Origin of the sequence: Allobosea sp. BH3, assembly GCF_025499465.1 — a bacterium.
GTDB lineage: Bacteria > Pseudomonadota > Alphaproteobacteria > Rhizobiales > Beijerinckiaceae > Allobosea.
In genome coordinates, this window is record NZ_JAIMCA010000001.1 from 779,620 (window position 1) to 805,423 (window position 25,804).

General features: G+C 67.5%; 23 protein-coding genes and 1 tRNA gene. 18 read left to right on the top strand and 6 right to left on the bottom strand.

Translation table 11 applies throughout. The features are described from left to right. Positions 1 to 157: 157 nt before the first annotated feature. On the bottom strand, positions 158 to 2,002 hold the full coding sequence (locus BoBH3_RS03695; RefSeq protein ID WP_262329392.1) for a M3 family oligoendopeptidase: 1,845 nt from the start codon (positions 2,000 to 2,002) through the stop codon (positions 158 to 160). Positions 2,003 to 2,218: 216 nt separating this feature from the next. On the opposite strand from BoBH3_RS03695, the gene BoBH3_RS03700 reads away from it, so the two are divergent. The 3 genes from BoBH3_RS03700 (at position 2,219) to BoBH3_RS03710 (ending at position 7,656) form a co-directional block, all read left to right on the top strand. After that, on the top strand, positions 2,219 to 3,715 hold the full coding sequence (locus BoBH3_RS03700; protein ID WP_262329393.1) for a sigma-54-dependent transcriptional regulator: 1,497 nt from the start codon (positions 2,219 to 2,221) through the stop codon (positions 3,713 to 3,715). A gap of 109 nt (positions 3,716 to 3,824) precedes the next feature. Continuing rightward, a complete protein-coding gene (locus tag BoBH3_RS03705) occupies positions 3,825 to 5,687 on the top strand; it encodes a L,D-transpeptidase family protein (RefSeq protein ID WP_262329394.1) in 1,863 nt (620 codons plus the stop codon). A gap of 226 nt (positions 5,688 to 5,913) precedes the next feature. After that, entirely contained in the window at positions 5,914 to 7,656 is a 1,743-nt protein-coding gene (locus BoBH3_RS03710) for a peptidoglycan L,D-endopeptidase MepK (RefSeq protein WP_262329395.1), read from the top strand. 1 nt (position 7,657) lies between these two features. Here the strand turns inward: BoBH3_RS03710 and BoBH3_RS03715 are convergent, their stop codons facing one another. Both BoBH3_RS03715 and BoBH3_RS03720 read right to left on the bottom strand, forming a co-directional pair. After that, on the bottom strand, positions 7,658 to 8,266 hold the full coding sequence (locus tag BoBH3_RS03715) for a glutathione S-transferase family protein (protein WP_262329396.1): 609 nt from the start codon (positions 8,264 to 8,266) through the stop codon (positions 7,658 to 7,660). A 78-nt stretch (positions 8,267 to 8,344) separates the two neighbouring features. Continuing rightward, on the bottom strand, positions 8,345 to 9,334 hold the full coding sequence (locus BoBH3_RS03720) for a LysR family transcriptional regulator (protein ID WP_262329397.1): 990 nt from the start codon (positions 9,332 to 9,334) through the stop codon (positions 8,345 to 8,347). Between the two features lie 182 nt (positions 9,335 to 9,516). On the opposite strand from BoBH3_RS03720, the gene BoBH3_RS03725 reads away from it, so the two are divergent. Continuing rightward, complete coding sequence (locus BoBH3_RS03725) at positions 9,517 to 10,104, top strand: nitroreductase family protein (protein ID WP_262329398.1); 588 nt, start codon at positions 9,517 to 9,519, stop codon at positions 10,102 to 10,104. Positions 10,105 to 10,377: 273 nt separating this feature from the next. Here BoBH3_RS03725 and BoBH3_RS03730 read toward each other — a convergent pair whose 3' ends face one another. Beyond that, complete coding sequence (locus BoBH3_RS03730) at positions 10,378 to 10,620, bottom strand: DUF2312 domain-containing protein (protein WP_076440465.1); 243 nt, start codon at positions 10,618 to 10,620, stop codon at positions 10,378 to 10,380. Between the two features lie 209 nt (positions 10,621 to 10,829). Here BoBH3_RS03730 and BoBH3_RS03735 point away from each other — a divergent pair, with 209 nt between their 5' ends. The 3 genes from BoBH3_RS03735 to pyk are packed head-to-tail and all read left to right on the top strand — an operon-like array spanning position 10,830 to position 14,037. Further along, positions 10,830 to 12,104: a glycerate kinase type-2 family protein gene (locus BoBH3_RS03735; RefSeq protein WP_262329673.1), complete on the top strand. Its 1,275-nt coding sequence runs from the start codon at positions 10,830 to 10,832 to the stop codon at positions 12,102 to 12,104. 2 nt (positions 12,105 to 12,106) lie between these two features. Next, a complete protein-coding gene (locus BoBH3_RS03740; RefSeq protein ID WP_262329399.1) occupies positions 12,107 to 12,550 on the top strand; it encodes a DUF1036 domain-containing protein in 444 nt (147 codons plus the stop codon). A 47-nt stretch (positions 12,551 to 12,597) separates the two neighbouring features. Beyond that, complete coding sequence (pyk, locus tag BoBH3_RS03745) at positions 12,598 to 14,037, top strand: pyruvate kinase (protein WP_262329400.1); 1,440 nt, start codon at positions 12,598 to 12,600, stop codon at positions 14,035 to 14,037. A gap of 107 nt (positions 14,038 to 14,144) precedes the next feature. Here the strand turns inward: pyk and BoBH3_RS03750 are convergent, their stop codons facing one another. Together BoBH3_RS03750 and ykgO are read right to left on the bottom strand one after the other, a co-directional pair. Then, entirely contained in the window at positions 14,145 to 14,792 is a 648-nt protein-coding gene (locus tag BoBH3_RS03750) for a tetratricopeptide repeat protein (protein WP_262329401.1), read from the bottom strand. Between the two features lie 146 nt (positions 14,793 to 14,938). Then, a complete protein-coding gene (ykgO, locus tag BoBH3_RS03755) occupies positions 14,939 to 15,064 on the bottom strand; it encodes a type B 50S ribosomal protein L36 (RefSeq protein WP_055726794.1) in 126 nt (41 codons plus the stop codon). Positions 15,065 to 15,307: 243 nt separating this feature from the next. Here ykgO and BoBH3_RS03760 point away from each other — a divergent pair, with 243 nt between their 5' ends. The 11 genes from BoBH3_RS03760 to BoBH3_RS03810 all read left to right on the top strand — a co-directional run bounded on the left by BoBH3_RS03760 (position 15,308) and on the right by BoBH3_RS03810 (position 25,802). After that, a complete protein-coding gene (locus BoBH3_RS03760; RefSeq protein WP_262329402.1) occupies positions 15,308 to 15,517 on the top strand; it encodes a hypothetical protein in 210 nt (69 codons plus the stop codon). 52 nt (positions 15,518 to 15,569) lie between these two features. Beyond that, positions 15,570 to 15,947, top strand: coding sequence for a phosphoribosyl-ATP diphosphatase (hisE, locus tag BoBH3_RS03765; RefSeq protein WP_262329403.1), 378 nt, complete (start codon positions 15,570 to 15,572; stop codon positions 15,945 to 15,947). 166 nt (positions 15,948 to 16,113) lie between these two features. After that, positions 16,114 to 16,190, top strand: a tRNA-Arg gene (locus BoBH3_RS03770). Between the two features lie 225 nt (positions 16,191 to 16,415). Beyond that, the gene (locus BoBH3_RS03775) at positions 16,416 to 17,423 is read left to right on the top strand and encodes an AraC family transcriptional regulator (protein WP_262329404.1); all 1,008 of its coding nucleotides are present in this window, start codon (positions 16,416 to 16,418) and stop codon (positions 17,421 to 17,423) included. Positions 17,424 to 17,639: 216 nt separating this feature from the next. After that, complete coding sequence (locus BoBH3_RS24510) at positions 17,640 to 17,960, top strand: STAS domain-containing protein (RefSeq protein WP_410050545.1); 321 nt, start codon at positions 17,640 to 17,642, stop codon at positions 17,958 to 17,960. A 6-nt stretch (positions 17,961 to 17,966) separates the two neighbouring features. Further along, positions 17,967 to 18,332, top strand: coding sequence for a response regulator (locus BoBH3_RS03785; protein WP_262329406.1), 366 nt, complete (start codon positions 17,967 to 17,969; stop codon positions 18,330 to 18,332). Next, positions 18,329 to 20,362, top strand: coding sequence for a chemotaxis protein CheA (locus BoBH3_RS03790; RefSeq protein ID WP_262329407.1), 2,034 nt, complete (start codon positions 18,329 to 18,331; stop codon positions 20,360 to 20,362). The genes BoBH3_RS03785 and BoBH3_RS03790 overlap by 4 nt, the downstream gene beginning before the upstream one ends. A 14-nt stretch (positions 20,363 to 20,376) precedes the next feature. Then, positions 20,377 to 20,847, top strand: coding sequence for a chemotaxis protein CheW (locus tag BoBH3_RS03795; RefSeq protein WP_262329674.1), 471 nt, complete (start codon positions 20,377 to 20,379; stop codon positions 20,845 to 20,847). Positions 20,848 to 20,874: 27 nt separating this feature from the next. Next, positions 20,875 to 22,938: a HAMP domain-containing methyl-accepting chemotaxis protein gene (locus tag BoBH3_RS03800; RefSeq protein WP_262329408.1), complete on the top strand. Its 2,064-nt coding sequence runs from the start codon at positions 20,875 to 20,877 to the stop codon at positions 22,936 to 22,938. Positions 22,939 to 23,059: 121 nt separating this feature from the next. Next, entirely contained in the window at positions 23,060 to 25,249 is a 2,190-nt protein-coding gene (locus BoBH3_RS03805; protein WP_262329409.1) for a HAMP domain-containing methyl-accepting chemotaxis protein, read from the top strand. A gap of 70 nt (positions 25,250 to 25,319) precedes the next feature. Next, positions 25,320 to 25,802, top strand: a complete 483-nt coding sequence (locus tag BoBH3_RS03810; protein ID WP_262329410.1) for a chemotaxis protein CheW — start codon at positions 25,320 to 25,322, stop codon at positions 25,800 to 25,802. Positions 25,803 to 25,804 lie beyond the last annotated feature (2 nt).

Sequence of the window (25,804 nt, forward strand, 5' to 3'; positions counted from 1 at the left end):
AGAACCCCTCTCCTGTAAGGAGAGGGGCAGGGGTGAGGTGCAGGCCCCTGGACCAGCAAGGCGTGGCATCGCCACAAAGCAGCGACCATCTCACGGAAAAGCGGTGAGCGGCCTACCCCTCACCCTGCCCTCTCCCTCCGGGAGAAGGTTCCCCGCGCTACTCCATCCCTTCGAGCTCGATGATCATCCCCTCGATCATCTTCAGCCCGATCTGCCAGAAGCCCGGGTCCTTCGCATCGAGGCCAAAGGGCGCCAGCAATTCGCCATAGGGCTTGCTGCCGCCTGCGGCGAGGAGCGCGAAGTAGCGATCCTGGAAACCATCCGCAGCGCTCTGGTAGACGCCGTAGAGCGAGTTCACCAGGCAGTCCCCGAAGGCATAGGCGTAGACGTAGAAGGGCGAATGGATGAAGTGCGGGATATAGCACCAATAGGGCTCGTAGCCGGCCGAGAGCCGGATCGCCGGCCCGAGGCTTTCCGCCTGCACCCCCATCCAGAGCTCGCAAAGCGCCTCCGGCGTCAGCTCGCCCTGCCGGCGCGCCTCATGGACCCTGCGCTCGAAGGTGTAGAAGGCGATCTGGCGCACGACCGTGTTGATCATGTCCTCGACCTTGGCGGCCAGCATCGACTTGCGCTGCTTCGGATCGGACGTGCCGTCGAGCAGGCGGCGGAAGGTCAGCATCTCGCCGAAGACGCTCGCCGTCTCGGCCAGCGTCAGCGGCGTGGGCGCCATCAGCGCCCCGTTCGGCGCCGCCAGCACCTGATGCACGCCATGGCCGAGCTCATGCGCCAACGTCATCACGTCGCGCGGCTTGCCCTGGTAGTTCAGCAGCACATAGGGGTGCGCGGACGGCACGGTCGGGTGCGCAAAGGCGCCGGGAGCCTTGCCGGGACGCGGCGGGGCGTCGATCCAGCGCTCGTCGAAGAAGCGCTGCGCGATCGCCGCCATCTTCGGCGAGAAGGCGCCATAGGCGGAGAGCACCGTCTCGCGTGCCTCGGTCCAGGGGATGGTGCGCTGCTCGACCTGCGGCAGCGGCGCGTTGCGATCCCAGAAATCCAGCGCCTCGCGGCCGAACCACTTCGCCTTCAGGCGATAATAGCGGTGCGACAGGCGCGGATAGGCCTCGCGCACCGCGGAAACGAGCGCATCCACCACTTCACGTTCGACTCGATTCGCCAGATGCCGCGAATCCGCGACATCCTCGAAGCTGCGCCAGCGGTCGGAGATTTCCTTGTCCTTGGCCAGCGTGTTGGTGATCAGCGCGAAGGTGCGCAGCTCCTTGCGGAACACCGTGCTGAGCGCCTCCGCCGCCGCACGGCGCACCTCGCCATCGCTGTCCTGCAGCTTGTTGAGCGTCAGCTCCAGCGTCAGCTCCTCGCCGTTGAACGGGAAGCGCAGCGAGGCGATGGTCTCGTCGAAGAGCCTGTTCCAGGCGGCCGCGCCCGTCATCGACTTCTCGTGGAAGAGCGCCTCGATCCGGTCCTCGAGCTGGTGCGGCTTGTCCTTGGCGAGATCGTCGAGCCAGGGCTTCCAGTGCGAGAGCGGCCCCTCGCCCGCGACCTTCGCCATCACATCTGGTTCGATGCGGTTGAGCTCCAGCTCGAAGAACAGCAGCTCCGTGATCGCGGCGTTGAGCTTGTCCTGCGTGTCGCCGTAGAACTTGGCGCGCTGCGGATCGGTGGTGTCGCCGGAATAGACCAACCCTGCATAGGCGCCGATCCGCCCAAGCAGATCGCTCAGCGCCTCGTAGCTCTTCACCGCCTCGGCCAGCAGAACACTGCCCTCGGGGCTGCCGGCGATTTCCGCGAGCTTGCCGCGGTAGCGACCGGCCAGCGCCTGCGCCTCCGTCAGCCCCCGTGCCAGATCGCCCTTGAACTCCGCTGAATCGGTGCCCGGGTAGAGATGGCTCAGATCCCATTCCGGCAGCTTGCCGAGCGTCTGCTCGGCCTTTCCGGCTGCGTTCGCGGCGGCGCCGGAACGCCGGATCGTCTCGTGGAAATTCATTCGCTCGACACCTCGCCAGGACCGGGTTGATCCAACCCGCTCGCATCCGACACCCACAGGCTCTCCATAGGCCGGCACATGACCGGGGAGCAACGTCGCCCGCGCCGCCGCTCCTTAAACCAAGCTTAACCCTTCTGGCCGACCATGCCCCAGAACGGAACAGATGATTCCGCCGGCAGCGCGCCTTTCTCGATATTGCGCTATCTTCGAGGTGTCATGACAGCCACCGTCCTCGTCGTCGACGACGATCCCGTCCAGCGTCGCCTGCTCGATGCGATGCTGAAGCGCTTCGGCTACGACGTGACCGTCACCGAGGACGGCAGGGCTGCGCTCGACCTGCTGGGCTCCCCCGAGGGTGAGCAGATCGACGCCATCGTCCTCGATCTCAACATGCCGGGCCTCGACGGCATGGGCGTGCTGGCCGCGCTGCGCGAGCGCGGCAGCGAGACCCCGGTCATCGTCCAGACGGCCAACGGCTCGATCGAGACCGTCGTCTCGGCCATGCGTGCCGGCGCGTCCGATTTCGTGGTCAAGCCCGTCGGGGCCGAGCGCCTGCAGGTCTCGCTCAAGAACGCGCTCAAGCTCGGTGCGCTCGAGCACGAGCTGCGCCACATCAAGCATCGCGCCTCGAACACGCTGGGCTTCCGCGACCTGGCGACCAAGAGCCCGGACATGGCCCGCGTCGTGCGCCTCGCCGAGCGCGCCGCGAAATCGAACATCCCGATCCTGATCGAAGGCGAATCCGGCGTCGGCAAGGAAGTGCTGGCCCGCGCCATCCAGGGCTCCAGCGACCGCAAGGGCAAGCCCTTCATCACCGTCAATTGCGGCGCGATCCCGCACAACCTCGTCGAATCCATCCTCTTCGGCCATGAGAAGGGCGCCTTCACCGGCGCGACCGAGCGCCATCTCGGCAAGTTCGTCGAGGCCAATGGCGGTACGCTCTTCCTCGACGAGGTCGGCGAATTGCCGCTCGACGCGCAGGTCAAGCTGCTGCGCGCCATCCAGGAGAGCGAAGTCGATCCCGTCGGCGGCAAGAAGTCGGTCCGTGTCGACATCCGCGTCATCTCGGCCACCAACAAGAGCCTGCTCGATCAGGTGAAGCGCGGCGAGTTCCGCGAGGACCTCTACTATCGCCTCAACGTGTTCCCGATCACGCTGCCGCCCCTGCGCCAGCGCCGGGAGGACATCGGCGACCTCGCCCGCGGCTTCCTCGCCCGCTTCGCCGCCGAGGAGGGGCGCAAGCTCGGCGGCATCTCGGCCGAGGCGATCTCCCTGATCTCGGGCTATGACTGGCCGGGCAATGTCCGCCAGCTCGAGAACGCGGTCTTCCGTGCCGTCGTGCTGGCCGACGGGCCGGAGCTCGGCGTCACCGAATTCCCGCAGATCGCCGCGCAGATGGAAGGCTACGAGGTCCGTATCCCGCCGGCGCCCGCTCCGTTCGCCCGTCCGGATGGAGAAGCGGAACCGGCGCCGCGCATCATCCACATGCCGGTGCGGGACCCCAACGCGCTCGATCTCCTCGCCGGCTCAGACATGCGCAAGCTCGACGAGCTGGAGCGCGAGATCATCACCTTCGCACTGCAGCACTATCGCGGTCACATGTCCGAGGTCTCGCGCAAGCTCGGCATCGGCCGCTCCACGCTCTACCGGAAGCTCAAGGATTACGGGCTGATCGAGAGCGAACCGCACTCCGACGAAACCGACGCGGCGTGAACCGCGACCAATGAACCGAATGCAGCGGCCTGTTGCGCCGCCGCATCTTGTCTCAACCACCCGATTCACGCAGGAATTACGTGATTCGGCAGCTATCGGGATTGCGACTATGCGTCGTCGCCACTGGGCGAACCTGACCACGGCATCTGCCCTGGCCATCATTCTGGGAAGCGCCACGCTCCACGCCGAAACGCCCGTCCGGATCGATCCGACGCTTGGCATCCCGCTGCCGGAGCTGCCCGAGCTCAACCTCGCCGGCGAGGAGCCTGAGATCGTCACCGGCACGCTCGGCATCGGCGCAAAGCCGCAGGACCCCGTCAAGCAGGACGCCACCGCCCCGCTGGAGACACCTGACGAGCCGGTCACACTTGCCATTCCGGCCATCGAGATGCCGCCTGCCGATCCGGCGCTCGTCCCGGCTGCGAAGAGCGCCGAGACCGCACCGCCAGCCGCCGATTCCGGCCCGCTCAAGGCCGTCGAGCCGCTGGTGCCGGCGCCCGAGATGCCGAAGCTGGTCATCACCGTGCCGCCCGGCTTCGAGTTCGCTGCGGCCGTCGCGGCGCAGATGCAGGACGGGCTCGCGCTGCGCCGCCTCAGCGAGCGCGAGCGCAACGAGATCGCCGCCGCCTATCAGGCCCATGAGAACCGGCCCTTGTGGATCGACGGCAAGGGCTGGACCGAGGCCGGCAAGCGCATCGTCGCGCAGCTCGGCCGCGCCGGCGAAGATGGCTTGAGCCCGAACGACTATCCCCTGCCCGCCTTCGAGGCGAGCGACAAGGACAAGCTCGCCGAGGCCGATATCCGCCTCTCGGCGCTCGCCGTGCTCTATGCCCGCGACGCGCGCGGCGGCCGTCTGGAGCCGCGCCGCCTGTCGAAGCTGATCACACCGACGCTCTACCTGCCCTCCGCGACTGAGGTGCTCTCGGAACTCGCGGGCTCCGCCGATGCCGGCGCTGTTCTCGCAGCCTACAACCCGCCCCATGAGGGCTATCGGCGCCTCAAGGCGAAGCTCGCGGAGCTGCGTGAGCATCTCGACGACACCCCGCTGGTCCGCATTCCCGCCGGCCCGCCGCTCAAGCTCGGCATGCGCGACGAGCGCGTCGCGCTGGTGCGCGCCCGCCTTGGTCTCGGCGTCAGCGAGGAGCCTGTCTTCGACCGCTCGACCGCGCTCGCGCTCGCCGATTTCCAGAAGAAGGCCGGGCTGCCCGCCAACGGCATTCTGAGCGCGAGGACGCTTGCCGCGCTCGGCAAGCCGGCGAGCGCCCAGGGCGAGGACGACATCGTCGCCCAGATGGAGCGCTGGCGCTGGCTGCCGCCCGATCTCGGCGTCGACCACATCATGGTCAATGTGCCGGAGATGCGCGTGCGCGTCCTGCGCCACGACAAGGTCGTGCACGAGACCCGCGCCATCATCGGCAAGCCGGAGACGGCGACCCCCATCTTCTCGCACAAGATGGACCACGTCATCGTCAACCCGTCCTGGTACGTGCCGCCCTCGATCCTGAGGAAGGAATTCATCCCGGGCCTCGCCGCCGATCCGGACTATGCCGTCAAGCGCGGTTACGTCGTGACACGCACCAAGGGCGGCGGCATCTCGGTGCGCCAGCCCCCGGGCGAGCGCAACGCACTCGGCTGGATCAAGTTCATGTTCCCGAACGAGCATGCGGTCTATCTGCACGACACCCCGAACCGGCGCCTTTTCGCGGCCGAGAAGCGCGCCTTCAGCCATGGCTGCGTGCGCGTCGACGACCCCTTCGCGCTGGCCGACCAGGTGCTCGGCCCGGAATGGACGCGCGAGCGGCTGAAGAATCTGATCGGAAAGGGCGAGCGCCGGATCAATCTGCCCCAGCCGCTGCCGATCCACCTCGTCTACAACACCATCGTCGTCGGCGCCGACGGGAGGGTCACCCGCTTCGACGACATCTACGGCTTCCACCGCCTGGTGCGGCAGGCGCTGGCAGAACGCAGCTGAGGAGCGGGGCGGCGTAGCGGGCACCTTTTCGCCACGATCCGCCTTTAGCCACTTTGCTGACAAGTTTAACGATGCGTCGGAAATATCTGGTGCGGCGATTGCCGGCTCGCTTACGGGCCGTTAACTCTTCTCGGCAACTGTTCGTTCACGTTCCCGCGCCATTGCGGCGGGTCTCCGAAACGGGTCAGGCATATTGGGCAGGACAAAAGCCACGCAAGCGGGACAGGTGCAGTCTGGCTCGAAGCCGTCTGTACGACGCGTCCTGACCGTTGGACTTGCCCTGGCGGCCACCTTCTTCGGCATCCGCGGCACGCAGGACGCCGCCGCCAATGGCGACACCCGCACCATCACCATCCGGCACATGCACACCAAGGAAGAGACGACCGTCACCTTCAAGCGTGACGGCCGTTACGATTCCGCTGCGCTGGACAAGCTGAACTGGGCACTGCGCGACTGGCGCAACGATGATCCGATCCGCATGGACCCGCGCCTCTTCGACGTGGTCTGGGAGGTCCAGCGCTATCTCGGCTCGGACCAGCCCTTCCATGTCGTGTCCGCCTATCGCTCGCCCGGGACGAACGCGATGCTGCGTCGCCGGTCGCGCGCGGTCGCCAAGCACAGCCAGCACATGCTCGGCAAGGCGATGGACTTCTACCTGCCCGACGTGCCGACCAGCCGCATCCGCGAGATCGGCATGCGCCTCCAGCGCGGCGGCGTCGGCTTCTACCCCAACGCTCACAATCCATTCGTGCATCTCGACGTCGGCTCCGTGCGCTCCTGGCCGCGCATGACGCGCGACCAGCTCGTGCGGCTTTTCCCCGACGAGAAGACCGTGCATCTGCCGGCCGATGGCCAGCCGCTTGCCGGCTACGAGCTCGCCAAGGCGGAGATTCTGTCCGGCGGCGGCGCCGTCGCCGGCTATGCCACGGCCGATCTCGACGAGGGCGCGGTGATCGCCACCGGCCGCAAGAGCCTCTGGGCCTCGCTCTTCGGCGGTGACGACGAGGAAGCCGACGCCAGGCCGAGCGCCCGGCGCGGCGCGCCCAGGCAACAACCGACCGTCATGGCCTATGCCGGCGGTGGCTTTGGCAACGATGGCAACTCTCCTGACGGGGGCCGCTTCGCCGTGGCGATGGCTCCATCCCCGGCCACCAACGCCCTCGCCCGCGAGCGCTCCGAGCGGCTCGCGCCACGGCAGGCGCCCGAGCCCACGGCCCCGCAACCCGCAGCCGTGGCTGCCGCCCCCGCGCCGCAGCAGTCCGCTCCGGAAACCCGGCCGCAGATCATGGACGCGCCGATTCCGCTGGCGCGCCCACGCGGCCTCGCCCTGCCCGCGGAGGACGGCACGACGGTGCAGCTCGCCGCGTTGCCGGGCACAGCCGGCGCGCTCGCCTTCGCCCAGGCCCCGGCCGGCGCCGGGCAGCAGCTCGTGCTCGCCTCCCTGCCACCGCGCCGCCCCGGCGAAATGGCGACCGCCTCCATTGCCGTGGCCGGCAGCCCGGTCAATGCGCCGCTGCCGCCGATCCGGCCTACCGCCATGGCGGACGCTGCCATCGCCTCGCTGCGCGGCACGGATACCCTCGCAGGCTCGGCGCCCACCCTGGAAGGGCGGCTCGTCACGGCCGCGCTGCCGCCGGTGCGCCCGCGCGAGGAAGGTGTCAGCTTTGCCGTTGCCAGCCACCGCTCGGTGCCCGTGACGCCCGAGCCGGAGGAGGAAGCGGTGCCGATGGATCGGTCGGGCCTGAACTCGCTCTTCGCCGCTGTGACACGCCCGAGCGTCGCCTCCGGCCGCCCGGTCCATGTCGCGACGGCGAGGACGCGCAGCACCGCCCATGCGGCCATTTCGATCACCGCGCCCGGCCCTGCAGCAGCGCTCGGCTTCAGCCATGCCGACCCCGTCGACGCCAAGCCCGGCGCCTTCACCGGCCCGGCCGTGCGCCCGCTGCCGACGAACTTCGTCCAGAACTGAGCTATTCCCGGTCGATCGGCCAGGCCTTGAAGACGTCGAGCGCCTCACAGGCCTCGGCTTGCGTCTTCAAAGCCGGCCAGCGTTCCGCCGGCACGTATTCAGGGATCACGAAACGGCAGAAGCCCCAGGCGATGGCGGCCGCGATATCGCTCGGCAACAACTCCGGGCCGGCCGAGATCTCGCCCGCCTTCGCCGCCTTATCGAGCAGGTCAAGCGCCGTGTGGAGCTGGGCGGAAATCCGCTCCATCCAGGGTGCGTAACGCTGCGCCTGCGGCCGCTTGCGCTCATACTCGATGGAAACCGCCTTGTCGGCGGCGACGATGCCGATGCCAGTCAGCGAAAGGTCGCGCTGGCGCGCCGCGCCGTCCAGCGGGCGCAGCGAGCGGCCGGCGACATCCTCGAAATGCTGGATGATCAGCAGCGACTCGCTGATCGCGACACCTTCGTCCGTGACGAGCGTTGGCGCCTTGATCAGCGGGTTGATCGCCCGGAATTCGTCCATGTGCCGGAAGACCGAGACCGAACGATGCTCGAAGGGCACTTCCAGCAGGGTTCCGGTGATCGCCGCGCGGCGCACATAGGGACTGTCGAGCATTCCGACGAGCAGCATCGTTCTCTCCTGTCTGGACCGAAAGGACACTGCCGAAAGCCCGGCCCGAAACCACGCGAATTCGCGTGATGCGCCGGATCACGCAGGTTGATGGGCGAACTCCTCGCCGGCTTCGGCGTCCTCGCCCGGTAGATCCTTCGGGGAAGCCCTTCCATGGCCGGCCATCTGGCAAGGGTCCCAGTAAGGAATGCCGCCGAAGCGGGCGACGAGCAGGTCGATCAGCACCCGGACCTTGCCGGGTACATAGGCCCCCGGCGGCCGCACCACATGGAGCGCATGCGTCGGGAGCGGATAATCCAGCAGGATCGGCTCGACCGCGCCGGAGCCGATCGCATCCGAGGCGATGAAGGTCGGCAGCAGCGCGAGCCCGAGGCCCGACGCAGCCCATGTCAGCAGCGTGTCGCCGCTGTCGGAGCGCAGCCGCCCCTGCGGACGCACGGAGACCGAGCGCTTCCCGGCGCGGAAGACCCAGTCCTGCTCCTGCGTGCCGGTGTAGAGCAGGCAGTCATGGCCCGCGATCTCGGCTGGCGTCTGCGGCCGCCCGCGGCGGGCGAGATAGTCCGGGGACCCGACCACGACGGCATGAACCGCCGCGATCCGCCGCGCGATCAGGCTCGAATCCTTCAGCGAGCCGATGCGGATGGCGGCATCGAAATGCTCACCGATCAGGTCGACATAGCGGTCGCTGGCCTGCGCATCGATCTCCAGCCGTGGATAAAGCTGTGCCAGCTCGCCGAGCACCGGCGCGACATGGCGATAGCCGAAGGTCAGTGGCATCGCAAGCCGCAGCCTGCCGGCCACCCCGCCCGCCTGCTGCGCCACGGCCTCGCGCGCCTCCTCCAGCTCCGCCAGGATGCGCTCGCTGCGCGCCTTGAATTCAAGCCCGGCCTCGGTCGCGCTCACACCACGCGTCGTGCGGCTCAGCAGGCGCGTGCCGAGCTCCGCCTCCAGGCGACTGATACGACGGCTGACGATCGACTTGGCGAGGCCGAGGCTCTGCGCCGCCCGGCCGAAGCCTCCGGCCTCGACCACGGCGATGAAGCTGCGGATGTCATCGAGCTCGGACATGGGCGTTCCTCAGGCAGCAACAGTCTGATGCTCATTATGGGTGTTCTGGTGCGGCAAGTGAACCGCTACCTCTCGTCCATCAAATATGAAGTCCCGCTTTCGCAGGAAGAGCTGAGGCCGGTCCAAAACGACCCCGCCCCTTCAACCCGACAGCGCGACAGGGTTTCGAACACGAGGAAGCCATGCTCGACAAACTTAAGAAGCGCCGCACGCAATACGCCCTCGGCAAGAATCTGCCGATCTCCGAAAAGCAGGTGGATGGCCTGATCCGCGAGGCGGTCCGCCTGTCGCCCTCCAGCTTCAACTCGCAGAGCTCTCGCGCCGTCATCCTTTTCGGCAAGGAGAGCGACAAGTTCTGGAATATCACCCGGGAAGCGCTTCGTGCGGTCGTCCCGGCCGCCGATTTCGAACCGACGAGCAAGAAGATCGACAGCTTCGCAAGCGGCGCCGGCACCGTGCTGTTTTACGAGGATCAGGAGCCGGTTCAGGCGCTTCAGACCAATTTCCCGCTCTATGCGCACAACTTCCCGATCTGGTCCGAACATTCGACCGGCATGGCGCAGTTGGCGGTGTGGGCAGCGCTGGCCGATGTCGGCATCGGCGCAAGTCTTCAGCACTACCATCCGCTCGTCGATGGGGAAGCCGCCAAGGCCTGGAACATTCCCGCGTCCTGGAAGCTCACGGCTCAGATGCCCTTCGGCTCCAATGAAGCCGGCTTTGCAGAGAAGAGCTTCATCGACGACGCGTCCCGGTTCCGCACCCACCATTGACCAGGGCTCGGGACCAGGCGCCGCCGGGCGGGCCGAGTTCAAGCTCGCCGCCTGGGCATCCGCCCGATCCGAAAAGAAAAGCCCCGCATCGGCGAACCGATGCGGGGCATTTCGTATCTGGACCACTCGCCGCTGAGACTGCTTGGCACCTCGCTGCGGCGAGGCGAATGGCGGTGTTTTCGAGAACCGGAGCGGAACGTACATCAGTACGTGAGCACCGGAAGCGCAGAAAACGCCGTCAGTCGACCGCCGCAGTAGAGGTGCGAAGCGGTCTCAGGCCGTCTCGCCGACCGCCTGCAGATAGAGGTCGAGGATGGCCTCTTCCTCCTTGCGCTCGTCGAGGTCGCGCTTGCGCAGCGCCACGACCTTGCGCAGCACCTTGACGTCGTAGCCGGTGCCCTTGGCCTCGGCATAGACCTCTTTGATATCGTCGGCGATCGTCTTCTTCTCTTCCTCGAGCCGCTCGATGCGCTCGACGATGCTCTTGAGCTGGTCGCCCTGAACCGGATCGTCCATCTGTCGTCCTTCTCGGATACTGAAAATTCGGCCGGCAGTTCGCGCAGATCGAGGCCGGGCGTCAAGCCGCAACCGCACGCCCGACCCGCGCCCTCAACAGCCCCGTTGCCGCAGCGCATGGTTCCGTCTTGAGTCGGCAGGCTCTACAAGAATGCGGCGATTTGCGGCGGAGACGAGACGGCGTGCAGCATTCCACCACAGAAGCGACCATGCTCGCCACCGCGCGAGCGATCTTCGACGCCGCCGTAGCCCGCGCCCATCCCGCCGGCTGCCTGCCTGAGCATCTGCCGCCCGCGCCCGAGACCGGCCGCCTGATCCTGCTCGCCGCAGGCAAGGCCGCAGGCAGCATGACCGCGTTGGCCGAAGCGCATTACCTCGATGCCGGGTTCCCGCCGGAGCGCCTTCTCGGCCATGCCGTCGCCCGCCACGGCTACACGGCGCCCACCCGTCACATCCCCATGGTCGCGGCGGGGCATCCGGTGCCCGACCAAGGCAGCATCGACAGCGCCGAACGGGCACTCGCACTGGCAGCCTCCGCGACCGCCCAGGATCTCGTGCTCGTCCTTCTATCGGGCGGCGGCTCGGCCAACTGGGTGGCGCCGGCCGGCGGTCTTGCGCTGGCCGAGAAGCAGGCCGTCAACAAGGCGCTGCTGCGCTCCGGTGCGCCGATCGGCGAGATGAACATCGTCCGCAAGCGGCTTTCGCGCATCAAGGGTGGCAGGCTCGCCCTCGCCGCCGCCCCAGCGAGGCTGCTGACGCTGGCGATCTCGGATGTCCCCGGCGACGAGCCGACCGCCATCGCCTCGGGCCCGACCGTCGCCGACCCGTCCACCACGGAGCAGGCCCGGGCCATCGTCGCCCGCTATGGCCTCGACCTGCCGCCCGCCGCCCGCGCCCTGCTCGACGATCCCGGAAACGAGACGCCGAAACCCGGCCACCCTGCCTTTGCCAGGAGCGAATTCCGCATCATCGCCCGCCCGGCCGATGCGATGGCCGCCGCGCGCGCCGCCGCAGAGGCCGCTGGCTACGCCGTCCACGACCTCGGCCCCGATCTTGAAGGCGAGGCGCGCGAGGTCGCGGCCGCCCATGCCGATCTCGCGCGGCGGCTGAAGCGCGAGGGCAGGCGCGCCGCCGTCCTCTCCGGAGGAGAGCTGACCGTCACCCTGCGCGGCTCGGGCCGCGGCGGCCCCAATCAGGAATACGCCCTGGCGCTGGCGATCGCGCTTGCCGGCGAGCCGGGCATCGTCGCGCTCGCCGGCGATACCGACGGCACCGATGGCGGCGGCGGCGAGGCGACCGACCCGGCCGGCGCCTTGGTCGATCCCCAGACTTTGGCGCGGGCCGCTGCGATCGGCCTTGATCCCGCCCGATCCCTCGCCGACAACGATTCCACCGGCTTCTTCGAAGCGCTCGGCGATTTGCTGCAGCCGGGGCCGACCCTGACCAATGTCAACGATTGCCGCGTCATCCTGATTGAGCCGTGAGAATGCCGGGACATCCCCGAACGGGCCTTCTGGCCATATGCGCCGCCACCGCCCTCCTCTGGAGCGCGTTGCCGGCCAAGGCCGATCTGCGCATGTGCAACACCACCTCGAGCCGGATCGGCGTCGCCATCGGCTACCGCAACGCCCAGGGCTGGACGACCGAGGGCTGGTGGAACATCAGCCCGCGCGGCTGCGAGACCCTGCTGCGCGGGACGCTTGCCGCGCGCTTCTACTACGTCCACGCCATCGACTACGACAAGGGTGGCGAATGGACCGGAAAATCCGTCATGTGTGTCCGCAACAAGGAATTCACCATTCGCGGGATAGAAGACTGTTTGGCGCGCGGTTACGACCGGGCCGGCTTCTTCGAGGTCGACACCGGCGAGCAGAAGAGCTGGACCATCCAGCTCACCGACTCGGGCAACACCGCGCCGCCGCGGCCCTGACCGGATGAACCGGGCGGAGCAGCCGGCCTGGAACGGGATGTGAGAACATGAAGCGCGAACGCCGGATCAAGATCATCGCCACGCTCGGCCCCGCCTCCGCGACCGAGGAGATGTGCGGCAAGCTCTTCGAGGCCGGCGTCGACGTCTTCCGCATCAATATGAGCCACACCCAGCGCGAGACGCTGTCGGAAAAGGTGGCGATGCTGCGAGGCCTGGAGACGAAGTTCCGCCGCCCCGTCGGCATCCTCGCCGACCTGCAGGGCCCGAAGCTGCGCGTCGGCCAGTTCGGCGGCGACGGCGCGGTGGTGCTGGAGAACGGCGCCCGCTTCACACTTGACGCCGACCCGGCGCCCGGCACCGCCAAGCGCGTCCACCTGCCCCATCCCGAGATCCTGAGCGCGCTGGAGCCCGGCCACCACCTGATCCTCGACGACGGCAAGCTGCGCCTCGTCGTCGAGAAGGCCACGCCCAAGCAGGCGATCACCAAGGTCCTCGTCGGCGGCAAGCTCTCCTCGCGCAAGGGCGTGAGCCTGCCCGACACCACCATCGCCGTCTCGGCCATGACCGATAAGGACCGCGCCGACGCAGAGGTCGCGGCCGAGGTCGGGGTCGACTGGATCGCGCTTTCCTTCGTGCAGCGCCCCGAGGACATGGCGGACCTGCGCAAGATCGTGCGCGGCCGGGCCCTGGCGATGGCCAAGATCGAGAAGCCGCAGGCCGTGGCGCGCCTGGAGGAGATCATCGACGCCTCTGACGCCATCATGGTCGCCCGCGGCGATCTCGGCGTCGAGATGCCGATCGAGAAGGTGCCCGGCACCCAGAAGCGCATGACCCGGATGGCAAGGCGCAAAGGCAAACCCGTCGTCGTCGCCACCCAGATGCTGGAGAGCATGATCACGAGCCCGGTGCCGACCCGCGCCGAGGTCTCGGACGTCGCCACCGCCGTCTTTGAAGGCGCCGACGCGGTGATGCTCTCGGCCGAGAGCGCCGCCGGCCAGTTCCCGATCGAAGCGGTCTCGATGATGAACCGCATCGCCGAGGAGGTGGAGAGCGAGTCTGTCTACCGCTCGATCCTGGAGGCGCAGCGCGCCGAGCCAGAGCCCACCGGCGCCGATGCCATCGCCAAGGCCGCCCACGAGATCGCCGAAGCGCTGCATCTCAAGGCGATCTGCGCCTGGACTTCATCGGGCTCCACGGCCTTCCGCATCGCCCGCGAGCGTCCAAACGGCACCGTGATCGCGCTGACCCCGAACCGCTCGACAGCGCGCCGGCTGACCCTGGTCTGGGGCGTTCACGCCATCGTCACCAAGGACGCCAGCGACGCCGACGACATGGCCTTCCGTGCCTGCAAGTTCGCGGTGCGCGAGAATTACGCCAAGCTCGGCGACCGTGTCATCGTCGTGGCGGGCGTGCCCTTCGGGACGCCGGGCGCGACCAACATGGTCCGCATCGCCTTCGTCGCGCAGGAGCATGTCGAGAAGGCGTAGGCAGCCGAACCGTCAGCCCGGGCTTGACCCGGGCATCTCGGAAACCAGCGCCTTCTTGTCCTGCGATTCTCGGGTCTGCGCTCCGCTGCGCCCGAGAATGACGCTTGTCACGCGTCGCGGCCGTCGACCTCGGTCGCCAGCGAATCGACAGCCTTCTTCACCGCGTCGAACTGCGGATAGACTTCGAGCGCCTTGCGGAAGGCGATCATGGCGGACTTGTCGTTGCCCTGCTGACGCAGGATCATCCCGAGCCCCATCATCGCGCCGTAATGCCGCGGCTCGCGCTTCAGTGCCTCACCGATATCGAGCATCGAGCGAATGGGATCGCCGGCGATATAGAGCGCGTTGGCGCGCTGGTTCCAGGCTTCGGCCCAGTCCGGCTGCAGGCTGATGATGCGGTCGAGCAGCTCGACCGCGAGCTCGGTCTGCTTGCCTTTCAGCGCCTCCTGGGCTCGGGTCATCAGCAAATCCGCCGTGTCGGAGCCCGAGCGCGCCCAGCGCCGCTGGATCAGCCGCGCAACGCCCTCCGCTTCCTCCTGCGACTTGGCATCATGCAGGCGCTGGAACAGCCGCTCGAGCGTCGCCGCCGGCCCGCGCTGCACACCGGTCGGGGCTGACGGATTGTCCATCGTATCCGAGGGAGGAACCGCACCGGGCCGGGGCGGCTCCGGGGTCTGAGCGAACGCCACCCCGGCGCTGCCGACAGCAGCCAGCATCAGGGCGAGAGCGGCAGGCGCGATGCGATGACGGATCATGCCCGCAACTTTAGCCCGCCGGGCCTCAAGGTCAAATCACGCAGAGGCGAGCGCACAACGCAAAAAAGCGGGCACGCCATTCGGCGCCCCGCTTCCTCATCAGTCCCGGCAGAAACGCCGCGCGGCTTCGCAGCCGCGCGAGCAGATCAGCCCTGACGCGCCTTGAAGCGCTTCTGGACCTTGTTGATGATGTAGATGCGGCCCTTGCGGCGCACCAGCTGGTTGTCGCGATGGCGCGCACGCAGCGACTTCAGCGAATTGCGGATCTTCATCGTCTCAACTCCATCGGCCCATCTTGCGGATGCGCCGGTCAAAAACCTTCAGCCTGCGACGCGAGCCCGAAAGCCCTCACCGCCCATGACAATGGTGCGACTGATGCGATGGCGGCTGTATACGGATTTTTGCGCGGATCGCAAGTGCGATCGCCGCTGCTACCACATAAAAGCCGCGCTGCGCTGCTCGGGAACCTCGCGCCCCCGGCACGCGTTCTGGCCTGGCTCACAAGGAACAGCATCATGAAGTTCACGACAATGGCTCTCGTCGCTGCCGCGGCGCTCACTCTGGCCGCCTGCGGCAACACCGTCGAGCAACGCATCGGCGGCGCGGCGGTGGGAGCCGGCACGGGCGCAGTCGTAGCCGGCCCGGTCGGCGCGGTCGTCGGCGGCGCGGCCGGCGCGGTCACGGGCCCCTCGGTGACGCGTGCGGTCCGCCGCGCCAGCCGCTGACCCGTCGCGGCACTGTCATCAAACTCTCATCCGGCGGGCCAATCCTCGCCGGATGTCCGATTCGCTCAACAGGCTCCAGGCTGCCGTGCTGGCGGCGCGCATGCGGGACCCTTCCGCCTCGCGCACCGCCAGGCTCCTTGCCGAAGGCCTGCCCAAGATGGCGAAGAAGGTGGCCGAGGAAGCGGTCGAGCTCGGCATCGAGGCCCTGCAGGGCCACCGCGACGCCACGGTCCTCGAAAGCGCCGATCTGATCTACAATCTCGTGGTGCTCTGGACGGAGATGGGCATCGAGCCGGACGAGGTCTGGCGCGAACTCGATCGCCGCGAACAGCTTTACGGAATCGCGGAGAAGTTGCGGAAGAGCCGCACGCCTCCGCGCGCCGGACAGGCGCGCCGCCGGCAGCCGGCGGTGACCGCGCTGCCCCGCTGACCGCCTGCGCAGCCTCGGCGCCAACTTGACCCGACACTCCACCGATTTCTGGCGCCCGACGGATTTTTGCCGGCTGACGTGATTTTGAGGGGTTGCCAAGTGAAAGCGGAGCGGCTATTCCCCGCCTCCATCAGGCCGGGCGCGCAGCGTCATGACGCCTTGATATGCGCCCGTAGCTCAGCTGGATAGAGCATCAGACTACGAATCTGAGGGTCAGAGGTTCGAATCCTTTCGGGCGCGCCATTTCCTCGCAGACGAGATCGAGAACCGCGGACGGAACGACCTGAAGGTCGTCCGCGGCGATTCTCGCCTTGACGTTCCAGGCCGCTCGCCGGGGCGTTCACGGGCCAGCCAGGTATCCGTCTTACTGCCGGCGCAGCCCTCGTCTGCGCATATTGGACTAGCCAAGATCGCTCGAATCGCCGCGTGCTGCACGAGCCATCGCGTGGGACCCCAGGGTTTTTCGGAATGCATTTCGCTCATCGGGCAGCCGGGCAGGACTGTCCGGTCTTTCCGTCAGCAGCCTCGGAGCCGGATTTCGTCAGCCGGGATGCCAGCGCGACCGCATCCCGCCTGACCGAGCTCCTCGGGCGCCCCCTGCATGTCTCGCCGCTCGACACCGGAGGCTTCGAAGCCCGGTTGACCGGCCGCAGCCTCGTCGACGCCCAGATCGTCTGGGTCGATTTCCCGAATGGGCTGAAGATCTCGCGCGCACAGCCCAAGGACAATTTGACGGTGCTGTTCCTCGAGCAGGGAAGCTGTTCCTTCTCGTTCGATTCTCGGACTCTCGTCTGCCCGCAGGGCGGAGCCGTGGCGCTCAATACGGCGGTCTACGAGCGTGTCGTTTACACGGCGGGCGCGCGCGGGCTTCTCCTGACCCTGCCCATGGCGACGGTCGCCGGGCTGATCGGATCGCTCTTCGATCGTCCTGCAACGCGGAAGCTGGAGATCGCGGCCGCCTTCGATGCGTCCTCACCGATCGGCGCGACGCTCATGGGTCTGATAACCATCGCCGCGGCCGGATTGCGCGAGGGCGCGCCATTCCGGTCATCGGTGCATGCTGCGCGCCTCCTGCGCGACTCCGTCGTCATGACCCTGCTGGAAAATCTTCCGCACAACTATTCCGGCTGGTTCGGACGCCAGGCGGAGTCCCTGCCCTGGCAGATCAGGCAGGCCGTGGACTACATCGCCGCCAATATCGACGGCGAACTCACCGTCCAGCAGGTCGCGGAAGCGGTGGGCAGCAGCGTGCGCTCGCTCCAGCAAGGCTTCCAGCGCCATCGCAAGACCTCGCCGCATGCCCATCTCAAGGCCGTTCGTCTCGCCCGCGTCAGGGCCGAATTGCTGGACAATACATCGCGCCGCTCCGTCGAGGACATCGCGCGGCATTGGGGCTTCATCAACCGTGGGCATTTCGCGGTCGAATATCGCCGCAGCTTTGGCGAGTTGCCGTCCGAAACCCGCCGGTCTCGCTGACGAACGGCGCTCTGCCGCACTGCACGGCGGCCCTCCCCTTATGGTTAATCGACTGTAAACGGCATCGGAGAATCCGGGCGCTCGGGCGCAGCCGCGACTCCAACAGCGCGAGTCAGTAAAGAAACATAAAAATCGAATTTATTGCAGCTTAATCAACTATAAAGGCTATCATCGTTAAATTAAAACCAAAGCAGATCACCTGACTGAGGTTATTACATGGCGAACGACGTTACCCACTCTGTCGCCACCTCGGCATCGATCGCGCTTCCTACCGATTGTACGATCCGCGGGATCGCGGAGATCGTCACCAGCAGCCGCAATACCCTCGCGAGCGGCCAAGGCCTCACCTTCGACTGCAGCGCAGTCGAGACCGCGGACATCACCTTCGTCCAGTTCGCCGTCAGCGCCAGCCGCAGCGCGGCGGCATCGGGCCTGCCCATCGCCTTCGAATCCGTTCCAGAACCCGTGCTTGCGGCCTTCGCGCGGGCTGGCGTCACCGTGCCGGACGCATTGCCCGGCACGACTTTCAGGAGCTGACCAGCCATGGCGACGATTCTCACCGTCGACGATTCCCCGAGCATCCGCCAGATGATCAAGCTGGTGCTCGGCCCTGCGGGACATGCCGTGGTCGAGGCCGGCGACGGCTCCGAGGGGCTCTCCAAGGCCAAGGCCCAGAATTTCGACCTCGTCATCACCGACCTCAACATGCCGGTGATGAACGGCATGCAGATGATCAAGGCGCTGCGCGCGCTGCCGAGCTTCGTCGGCATCCCGATCGTCTTCCTGACCACCGAATCCGACGACGCCGTCAAGCAGGAGGCCAAGGCCGCCGGCGCAACGGGCTGGATCACCAAGCCCTTCAAGCCTGAGCAGCTTCTTGCCGTCGTAGCCAAGCTGGTGCGCGCGTGATGGAACTCGATCCGACCGAAATCTTCCGGCAGGAAGCCGCCGAGCTTCTCGACAGCCTCGAGACGGTGCTGCTCGACCTCGGCCAGACCCCGCAGGACCGGGACCTCATCGATGCTGCCTTCCGCGCCCTGCACACGATCAAGGGCTCCGGAGCGATGTTCGGCTTCGACCGGGTCGCCGCCTTCACCCATGACTTCGAGACCGCCTTCGACCTGATCCGCAAGGGACGGATCGATGCCAACCGCGACATCGTCACGGTCTCACTCTCGGCCAAGGACTATATCCGCACGCTGATCGAAGACCCCGATTCGACGGATCCGATCATCGGCGAGGCGATCGTCGAGGAGCTGCACCGCCTGATCGGCGTCAGCGACGGCGCTGTCGGCAAGGCGACGGCCATCGAAGCCGCGCCGGAAACCGCCGCGGCCGCTTCCGGCTGGCGCATCGAGATCGCCTTCGAGCCGGGCATCCTGCGCAACGGCACCAACCCGCTGGCCCTGCTCGACGATCTGCGCGCGCTCGGCACCTGCCGGGTCGAGGCGGTGCTCGACGACGTGCCCGAGCTCGACGCGCTCGATCCTGCATCCTGCCTGATCACCTGGACGGTCGCGCTGGAAGCGCCCTGCACCGTCGACGAGATCGAGGACGTCTTCATGTTCGTCCGCGACGAGATGAAGCTCGTCATCGCCCCGCTGGGCGCGGACGAGCCGGTCGCGGAGCTGATCCCGGAGCCGGTCGCCGAACAATCCGCCCCGCCCGCCCGGGTCGTCACGGCCCCGACGGAAGCGGCGGCCCCGGCCGAGAAGCCGGTTGCGGAGAAGGTCGAAATCGCCCGCCGCTCTGACGACAAGACCTCGTCCGTGCGCGTCCAGGCCGAGCGCCTTGATGAGCTGATGGACCGCGTCGGCGAGCTCGTCATCGCCCAGGCGCGGCTTTCGCAGATCGCCAATTCCAGCCACGACCTCGCCATCAAGGCCATCGCCGAGGAGATCGAGCGCCTCGCTTCGGGCCTGCGGGACACCACCATGGGCGTGCGCATGGTGCCGATGGGCTCGCTCTTCAGCCGCTTCCGCCGCCTCGTACACGACCTTTCGCGCGATCTCGGCAAGCCGGTCGACTTCGTCACCGTCGGCGAGGACACCGAGATGGACAAGACCATGATCGAGCGCCTCGCCGATCCGTTGGTCCACCTGATCCGCAACGCCATCGACCACGGCATCGAGAGCGCCGACCGGCGCGGCCAGACCGCCAAGTCGGCGACGGGCCGCATCGAGCTGGCCGCCCGCTATGTCGGCGCGCAGGTGCTGGTCACGGTCCAGGACGACGGCGCCGGCCTCGACACCGCCCGCATCCGCGCCAAGGCCGAGGAGAACGGCCTGATCCAGCCCGGCGCGAATCTGAGCGAGCACGAGATCCACCAATTCCTGTTCCACCCCGGCTTCTCGACGGCGAAGACGATTTCGGCGCTGTCGGGACGCGGCGTCGGCATGGACGTGGTCAAGCGCACCATCGAGGCGATGCGCGGCACGATCGATCTCACCACGATTCCGGGACATGGCTCCTCGGTGACGCTGCGCCTGCCGCTGACGCTCGCCATCATCGACGGTTTGCTGATCCGCGTCGGCGAGGGCCGCTACATCATCCCGCTCTCCGCCGTCGAGGAGTGCATCGAGCTGACCGCCGCCGACGAGGCCCGCGCCAAGGGCCGCAGCTTCCTGAACGTCCGCGGTGAGCTGGTGCCCTTCCTGCGCCTGCGCGAGTTGTTCGACGCAGATGGCGAGGCCGACCCGCACCAGAAGGTCATCGTGACGTCGATCGGCGACACCCGCGTCGGCCTCGTCGTCGACCAGATCATCGGCAGCCACCAGACGGTGATCAAGTCGCTGTCCAAGCTCCATTCCGACGTCACCATGTTCTCCGGCGCGACCATCCTCGGCGATGGCTCCGCGGCGCTCATCATGGACGTCGCCCAGCTCGTGACGCTCGGCCAGACCCGCGCCGAAAGCGACAGAGCGCCGGAGGCCGCGTGATGAACCAGACTCAGATGCAAGCGACCCCCGCCGCCGCGGGGCTGCCCGCGACCGAAACGCGGCTGCAGGTGCTGATGGTCGGGCTCGGCAACGAGATCTTCGCGATCGAGACCGACATGGTCCGCGAGATCATCGACCCCGTACCGGTGACGCGTGTCGCCGGAGCCCGGGCTTTCCTGCCCGCGCTGATCAATGTCCGCGGCAACGTCGTCCCGCTCGCAGACCTGCGTATCCGCTTCGGCATGCAGAAGACGCGGCAGACCGAGGACACCCGCATCGTCGTGGTCGAGGTCGAGATCGACGGCGATCCCGTCACGCTCGGGCTGCTGGCCGACAAGGTCTACGAGGTGACCGAGGTTTCGTCCCGGCACATCCAGCAGACGCCCCGGCTCGGCAGCCATTGGCGGCCGGAATTCATCCGCTTCATCACCAAATGGAACGAGGAATTCGTCATCGTTCCCGACATGGCTCGCATTCTCGACTGATACGTATATCGCTGGGGGGGTTCTGACATGAGGTTCACGATCAAGGCCAAGTTGGCCTCGACTTTCGGTGTGGTCATCGCCCTCTCGATGATGGCAGGCGGCATCGCCTACTACGAGCTCGAACAGATGGCCGAGGCCGAGCAGTCGATCATCGACCAGGGCAAGCGCATCAGCAAGGTCGCGGCGCTGCAGCACGAGCTGCAGGGCCAGATCCGCGCCGAAAAGACGCTGCTCCTCTCCAGCACCGACAAGGAGATCGAGACCGCCGCCGCCGAGGTGGCGACGATGCGCCAGCACGTCACCAAGCTGGCAAGCGAGATCCAGGGCGCCGCGAGCGCGCAGGGCCGGGTCCTGATCGACGAGGCCATCGCCCGCGCCAGGACGCTCAACGAGCTTCAGGACGAGACCATCCGCAACGCCAAGCTCAACTCCGGCGATCACGCGATGGCCGTCTGGCGCGGGGAAGGCAGCGCAATCATCGCAGCCCAGTCAGCAGCATTCGATGCGGTGCTGAGCGAACTCGACAAGACCCCTTCGCTCGAGCGCATGGCGGCCGCTCGCCTCGTGCTGACCGCGCGCTTCGAAGCCGCCCGCACGCTGCGCATGATCGTGGAGACCTTCAGCGCCGATTCGATGACCGAGCTCGACGAGCGCCGCCGTACCGCGACCGCTGAAATCGCGGCCGGAAAGCATGCGCTGGATGCGGCCGTGTCGTCGCTCAAATCCCTCGGCGTGCCCGCGCAGGGCCTGGAAGCCGCGACCGAGAAGCTGTTCACGCTGAGCAGCCGCGTCCTCGACATCGCCAAGGAGGGCGGCAGCGTCAGGGCAATCGAGATCAGCAGGGGCGAGGGCCAGAAGGCGCTGGCCGCCACGATCGCCGCTTTCGACGCCTACGCCGCACTGGCCGAGAAGCAGATGAGCGAGATCGGCGCCAAAGCCATGGAGGCCGCTGCCTTCGCCAAGATCCTCCTGCTCTCGATCGTCGTCGCCTCGCTGCTGATCGCGGTGGTCGCGGCGGTCTGGATCGCGCTGAGCATCAGCCGCGGCTTGGCTTCCGCCGTCGATCTCGCCGATGCGCTCGCTGGCGGCGACCTGACCCGCACGGTCACCGCCCGCACCAATGACGAGGTGGGCGACCTGCTCAACGCGCTGAACGGCACCGTCGAGAAGCTACGCCAGGTCGTCACCGACGCGCTTCAGGCAGCTGAGAACGTGTCGTCTGGTTCGCAGGAGCTTTCGGCGAGCGCCGAGCAGCTCTCGCAGGGCTCGACCGAGCAGGCCGCGTCCACCGAGGAGGCCTCCTCCTCGATGGAAGAGATGGCGGCGAACGTGAAGCAGAACGCCGAGAACGCGGCAACGACCGAAAGAATGGCAGGTCAGTCGGCCAAGGACGCCGAGGCCTCGGGCGCGGCCGTCGGCAAGGCGGTCGATGCGATGCAGACCATCGCCGCCAAGATCACCATCGTCCAGGAGATCGCTCGCCAGACCGACCTGCTCGCGCTGAACGCCGCGGTCGAGGCCGCGCGTGCCGGTGAGCACGGCAAGGGCTTCGCCGTCGTCGCCTCGGAGGTGCGCAAGCTCGCCGAGCGCAGCCAGGCGGCCGCCGCCGAGATCGGCACGCTGTCGACCGACACCGTCAAGGTCGCCCAGGAGGCCGGCAACATGCTCGCCAAGCTGGTTCCCGACATCAAGAAGACCGCCGAGCTGGTCGAGGAGATCACCGCCGCCTGCCGCGAGCAGGATGTCGGCTCCAGCCAGATCAACCAGGCGATCCAGCAGCTCGACAAGGTCACGCAGCAGAACGCGGCCGCTTCCGAAGAGGTCTCCGCCACCTCCGAGGAACTCGCCGCCCAGGCCGAGCAGCTCCAGACCACCATCTCCTTCTTCAGGATCGACGATGCCCCTGCCGGCGTCGACCAGGCTGTCGCCCAGCTGAAGACCAAGGCTGCACAGATGAAGAAGGCCGCGACGCCCAGGAAAGCGAGCCCTGCGCCGAAGTCCACACGCGCCGCGACCTCGAAGGGCGGCTTCACCTTCGATCTCGCCGAAGCCGGCGACGAGAAGGATGCGGAATTCCGCCGCGCCTCCTGATGAAGACGGTCGGTGCTTCGCGGCAACCGCGAGGCACCGGGACGATCTCAGCTACGCCTATGCCTACGCCTAAGCCTGCCGACGCCTCCGTCCCCGGCCCCTCAGTTCCAAGAGACGTATCATGCGTTTGACCATCAAGACCAAGCTAGCAGGCGCCTTCGGCGTCGTGATCGTCCTGTCGACGATCGCAGGCGCTCTGTCCTACCAGCAGCTCTCGAACATGACCGAGACGCAGAACGACCTGGTCCGCTGGACGAACCGTCTCGACCTGATCGGCGACATCCGCACCTTCTACAACCGCTCCATCCGCTCCGAGAAGAACGCGGTGATGGCGTCGAGCGACAAGGACATCGCCAACTATGCCGATGTCGCGGTCAATTCGCGCGCGGAGGCCCTGAAGATTCGCGACCGCCTGCAGGCCAACGCCGATGAGGGTGGCAAGCGCCGCTGGGAAGCGATGGCCCCGAAGCTGAACCAGTTCGCCACGACGCAGGAGCAGACCCTGCGCTTCGCGAAGCTGAACTCGAGCAACCGCGCCTTCGAGCTATGGACGACCGAGACCAATAAGCTCATCTCGGTCATCACCCCGACCACGAACGAGATGCTCGCCGATTTCGTCAAGCCCGACGCCTCCCCGGCGGTGCTGAAGGCCGCCTACGACTTCCAGAACACCCGCCTCGAATGGGTGCGTCTGACCCGTACCGCGACGCAGCTCATGGGCGCCACGACCATTTCCGATATCGAGCAGCTCACCAAGGCCACGCTCGACCAGGCGCAGACCGTGCGCGCCGCGCTCTCCCGCGCGCTGGTTCCGATCGCCCAGGCCGGCACGGCCACCGAAAAGACGGCGGCAGCCTTCACGGCCGGCATCGATTCCGTGGTGAAGGTGGCGCAGGTCGCCGCCGAGGCCGGCAACGTCCGCGCCGCCACGCTCTCCATGGGCGAAGGCGCCACCGCCACGACCGAGATGATGGCGCTGCTCGACGAGTACACCGACTACATCAAGGGGGCTGCCGCAGAAGCCGCCAAGCTCGCGGCCGAAAACGCCGCCTTCGCCCGCAACATGCTGATCGCCATCGTGCTCAGCACGCTCGTCATCGCCATCGCCGCCGCCTTCTGGATCGCGCTCAACATCAGCCGCGGTGTCGCCAGCGCCGTCGGGCTCGCCAATGCGGTCGCCCTCGGTGACCTGAGCCAGACCGTCAAGGCCAAGAACGACGACGAAGTCGGCGATCTCATCGCCTCCCTGAACACCATGACCATGAACCTCAACGCCACGGCCGCCATCGCCGTCGCCGTCTCCAACGGCGACCTCACGGTCGAGCCGAAGCGCCTGTCCGACAAGGACACGCTCGGCATCGCGCTCGAGACCATGGTCGAGAAGCTGCGCACCGTCGTCGCCCAGGCGCTGCAGGCTGCGGACAACGTGTCGTCGGGCTCGCAGGAGCTTTCGGCGAGCGCCGAGCAGCTCTCGCAGGGCTCGACCGAGCAGGCCGCGTCCACCGAGGAGGCCTCCTCCTCGATGGAGGAGATGGCGGCGAACGTGAAGCAGAACGCCGAGAACGCCAGCCAGACCGAGAAGATCGCGGGCCAGTCGGCCAAGGACGCCGAGGCCTCGGGCGCGGCCGTCGGCAAGGCCGTCGACGCGATGCAGACCATCGCCGAGAAGATCACCATCGTCCAGGAGATCGCCCGCCAGACCGACCTGCTCGCGCTGAACGCCGCGGTCGAGGCCGCGCGTGCCGGCGAGCACGGCAAGGGCTTCGCCGTCGTCGCCTCGGAGGTGCGCAAGCTCGCCGAGCGCAGCCAGGCGGCCGCCGCCGAGATCGGCACGCTGTCGACCGACACCGTCAAGGTCGCCCAGGAGGCCGGCAACATGCTCGCCAAGCTGGTTCCGGACATCAAGAAGACCGCCGAGCTGGTCGAGGAGATCACCGCCGCCTGCCGCGAGCAGGATGTCGGCTCAAGCCAGATCAACCAGGCGATCCAGCAGCTCGACAAGGTCACGCAGCAGAACGCGGCCGCTTCCGAGGAGGTCTCCGCCACCTCCGAGGAACTCGCCGCCCAGGCCGAGCAGCTCCAGGCGACCATCTCCTTCTTCAGGCTCGACACCCACGCGTCTGCCGCTCCCGTCGCCTCCACGCAGGTCGACAAGGCCGTGCGTCAGCTCAAGGCCAAGGCCAAGGCCATGGGCTCCGCGGACCGGCCGAAGGCCGCTGCCCAGCCCGCCAGGAAGGTCGGCAATGGCGGCTTCGCCTTCGATCTCGATGGCGGCGAGGACCAGCGCGACGCTGAGTTCCTCCGCGGCTGAACGGATCGACAGCGCGAGCCGGACTCCGGCTCGCGCGCCCCGCATTTTCCGCACTCTCCATGAGGCCATCATGGCTGACACCGCCCAGTATCTGACGCTCGGCATCGACGAGGAGATCTTCGGCATCGACATCCGCAATGTCCGGGAGATCCTCGACATGCGGCCGATCTCGAAGCTGCCGCATGCCCCCGACTTCCTGCTCGGCATGATCGATGTCCGCGGCGCCGGCTTCCCCATCGTCGACCTGCGCACCAAGCTCGGCCTGCCGCGCATCGAGCAGACCGACGCCACCCGCATCATCATTCTCGACGTGCCGGTGAAGGGGCGGACCCTCGGCGTCGGTTTCGTCGCCGATCGCGTCTTCGAGGTCACCGGCCTCGACCACGACGAGACGTCGGACGCGCCCGATGTCGGCGGCCGCTGGAAGTCGAACTACATCGCCGGCATCGGCCGCAAGGGCGAGGCCTTCATCGTGGTCTTCGATCTCGAGCGGCTGATGGCGAACGATGATCTCCTGGCGCTGCCGGGAGCCTCCGGTGCACAGGCCGCCTGAAC